The sequence below is a fragment of the Paeniglutamicibacter antarcticus genome (genome assembly GCF_039544305.1).
Lineage (GTDB): Bacteria > Actinomycetota > Actinomycetes > Actinomycetales > Micrococcaceae > Paeniglutamicibacter > Paeniglutamicibacter antarcticus_C.
Window position 1 is genome coordinate 1 of record NZ_BAABLK010000070.1, and the last position, 3,061, is coordinate 3,061.

Annotated in this window: 5 protein-coding genes; 1 reads left to right on the top strand and 4 read right to left on the bottom strand. The window is 56.9% G+C overall.

Annotation, left to right across the window (positions count from 1 at the left end; genetic code table 11):
• Positions 1–105: 105 nt before the first annotated feature.
• Positions 106–282, bottom strand: coding sequence for a hypothetical protein (locus tag ABEA12_RS15170; RefSeq protein ID WP_210100195.1), 177 nt, complete (start codon positions 280–282; stop codon positions 106–108).
• Positions 273–602 (bottom strand): hypothetical protein, encoded by a 330-nt coding sequence (locus ABEA12_RS15175; RefSeq protein WP_210100194.1) that lies wholly within the window; start codon positions 600–602, stop codon positions 273–275. The genes ABEA12_RS15170 and ABEA12_RS15175 overlap by 10 nt, the downstream gene beginning before the upstream one ends.
• Positions 603–1,142: 540 nt before the next feature.
• Between ABEA12_RS15175 and ABEA12_RS15180 the strand changes: the two genes are divergently transcribed.
• Complete coding sequence (locus tag ABEA12_RS15180; protein WP_210100193.1) at positions 1,143–2,297, top strand: glycosyltransferase family 4 protein; 1,155 nt, start codon at positions 1,143–1,145, stop codon at positions 2,295–2,297.
• 18 nt (positions 2,298–2,315) lie between these two features.
• Here ABEA12_RS15180 and ABEA12_RS15185 read toward each other — a convergent pair whose 3' ends face one another.
• Together ABEA12_RS15185 and ABEA12_RS15190 are read right to left on the bottom strand one after the other, a co-directional pair.
• Positions 2,316–2,747, bottom strand: a complete 432-nt coding sequence (locus ABEA12_RS15185; protein ID WP_345468838.1) for a transposase — start codon at positions 2,745–2,747, stop codon at positions 2,316–2,318.
• Between the two features lie 16 nt (positions 2,748–2,763).
• Entirely contained in the window at positions 2,764–2,997 is a 234-nt protein-coding gene (locus ABEA12_RS15190) for a helix-turn-helix domain-containing protein (RefSeq protein WP_345468840.1), read from the bottom strand.
• Positions 2,998–3,061: the final 64 nt, after the last annotated feature.

Sequence of the window (3,061 nt, forward strand, 5' to 3'; positions counted from 1 at the left end):
CGTAACGATACAGGGCGGGCTCATACGGGTGCCGGACATCAGCGATGGTTGGTGGCCGGTACCCGGTCCGTGGCGGTGCGGTTTCACTTACGTGGACTGCCGGTTTCAGAAACGGTCACTTAACAGCTTGGTACGGAATTCAATGATCGCCGAGGCCAAGCGTTTGGCTTCAGCACGCGCGATCACGGTTTGTAGCTCGTCATCTTGACGGGCCCGCCAATGATCGACTTGCACGATCTGCTCATCTGTCAGGGCGCAGCGGGCATCGACGTTCAGATCCACGGTCCGCAAAGGGCGGTGAGCATCAGCCAGCCTGCGGTGCTCTGGTGCTCCATGGCATCGCGCGCGTTGAGCAAGATCCGCAGAGCGTCTCGCATGCCCTCAGCGCGCGGATTGAGCAGAGATTCCACCTGCTCTCCGAGCACCGTGCGTGCCGCTGCTAGCGCGTCAATATCGTCCGATTTTCCGCGGCCAGCCCGCGAGACGCGGCGAGGCGGGCGCACCTCGCAGACATCCAGCTGCGTGGCACGCAACGCCCGGGTAAGTCCAGCGCCGTAGGAGGTTGGTCCCTTCGATGGCCACGAGGGTCTTGCCTGGTTCACTGCGCCGGTCGACCCACGCAAGGGCGCGTTTGAGACTTGGCGGACTGGTGTGAAACGTGGCAGTATCCTTGATCTCGCCGGTGGCGGCCGCAAGGATCGCGTAGGTGTTTGTTTTGGCATGAGTGTCCACGCCGATGATGTTTGCGTATTTTTCCCGAACTACACTCATGGCAGTGACTTCCTTCCCCAGCCGGGATGTTGACTAGCCAGCCGAGGTGGGATGGCATCGAGGCAAATGTCTAATGAGTCACATGCCGGGCGTAACCGCGGCCCGGACAACCTTCTATCAAGCCACCGTGCGAGCCAGACTGGCCCCACGGGCCGGGTGTACAAGTCAGCGACAAGACACTGCCGAGGGGCAGGTCAAATAGGGAGAGAGGCACACCCGGTCCGAATGGGTCAAGTCTGGCAGCAAACCTCAGGCTTGCCACTATCCATTAGAGATAGGGTAATGTCGCCATTGACCCCGTATAATTCTCATGTCTCATTGACCGTTAGAGGCAAAGTTGAGCATGGGTTAAGCCGGAGGTTTCCAAACAGATGACTACAGTCGCAATTTTTACTGCCCTTTACCCGCCAGCGGTTAAGGGTGGCGGTCCGATACGTTCCACCGAAGTGCTCGCCGAAACGGCATCATCAGAGATCACGCCCATCGTGATAACGAATGATCACGATATTGGGGAGCAGAAGCCCCTGTCTGTTACTACAAATGAGTGGACAAAAAGAGGCCGCGCAAAGATCCGCTATACGTCGGCCAGCTCGTTAATTGAGCTCATCCGAGGATGCTCTGCGGTTAGAGCTGAGCGCCCCAGTTTGCTTAATTTTAATAGTTTCTTCTCAGCCAAGTTCACTATTCTACCGCTGTTTCTCTGGAGAGTAGGTTACTGGGGCAGACCGATCCTGCTGCTTGCTCCGCGAGGTGAGTTCGGCCACGGAGCCTTATGCCGTCGCTCCTATAAGAAACGTCTTTACATATGGCTCTTCCGCCTGCTCGGCATTCATCGATCGGTGGTCTGGCACTCAACAGCTGCTCACGAGACTGCAGACATCCAGCGCGAGTGGGGTCCGCGAGCAACAATTATTCTTCGTGAGGAAGACACCCTGTTACAGTCAGAGCCACTAGCTTCACGGCAGTTGCCTAGACAGCAACCGTACTTCGTATTTCTGGGAAGAATTGTGGAGCATAAGGGACTCGATGTTGTGCTTAAAGCTTTGAAAGGCATTGATTCTAAGGTCTCGCTCGACATCTATGGGCCCGAAGAAGATCCAGCGTATGCTGCACTATGCAAGGAACTCGTTGCAGGGCTTCCAACGCCTGTCTCAGTGGAGTTCAAAGGGACAGTAGCCCCGGAAGCAGCCTGTAGCACACTGGCTGCATATGATGCACTGTTAATGCCGACAGCCGGTGAGAACTTTGGGCATGTCATCGCGGAATCTCTCTCTGTTTCCTGCCCAGTCTTCACCACTCCTTCTACGCCGTGGACAGAAATTCTACAATCCGGTGGAGGAATCGTCGTGAAGGACCGTGAACCGGAGAGTTGGCTAGCAGCCATCGACCGTTTCGTGGCCTTACCAGCGCCAACGCGTGCACAGCTAAGATTAGAAGCTGGCAACGCGTATCGGAGCTGGAAGGGGCAGCCCCAGAAGCCGCATGTTTGGACGACGGCGCTCCAGGCGGGACAGCGCCGACGCTAGATGAATAATTCCAAGGGGTCAGTGGTCATAGGCGACCAGTGAGCGACGGACGGCGACTCCGATGTTCTTGTTGTGCCAGATCGCTGCCGTCATCGCCAAAAGTCGCTGCACGACCCGGGCGATGACGCCGGCCGATGTCCGACCACCGTGCCGCTCCAAGTCAAGTTGACCTTTGAGAGTGTCATTGATGGACTCAATAACCTGTCGCAGGGGCTTGAAGAAGCGGGCCCATGGCCTCGGTTTCTCACCCTTTCGGGCTGGGCGCAGTAGCTGGATCCCCGATTGGTCCACCGCGTCCTCGAATTCTGTCCCGAAGTAGTTCTTGTCCCCGATGAGGATCTGGCGGTTCCCATCTGCCTGGGCTTGGTTCATGGCTTCGGTACCGGCGAGGATATCTGTCCTGTCTCGGCGCATCGTGGACACACGATGCCGTGACATCATGGACACCATGATGCTCCTATTGTTGTCAACTGCTTTCTGTGACCTGTTTTTCCAGCCATGTCCGGTAACGTTCAATGGCCTCACAGTCCCGGCATAAGCCTCGCTCAATTCGTGAAATCGCGGTTGTCCAACACCCCAAAGCGGAAGCTGCCACCACCTGCGTGAGACCCAGTGCCAGGCGCAGCGGACGCAGATCTGCGCTCGTCAAGTTTTTGAGACAGCTTGATTGATTTTTCTTCTTACGCTGCTGCCAATACATACTGCTGTTGGAACACGGCCAAGGCCTTGGCTGGCGACAGTCCCTGATTGTTGCTGTGGGGCCG

Excerpts from the sequence above, each read along its gene's own strand:
- ABEA12_RS15180 (WP_210100193.1), top strand. The coding sequence starts at position 1,143 with ATGACTACAGTCGCAATTTTTACTGCCCTTTACCCGCCAGCGGTTAAG.
- ABEA12_RS15185 (WP_345468838.1), bottom strand. The coding sequence starts at position 2,747 with ATGGTGTCCATGATGTCACGGCATCGTGTGTCCACGATGCGCCGAGAC.
- ABEA12_RS15190 (WP_345468840.1), bottom strand. The coding sequence starts at position 2,997 with ATGTATTGGCAGCAGCGTAAGAAGAAAAATCAATCAAGCTGTCTCAAA.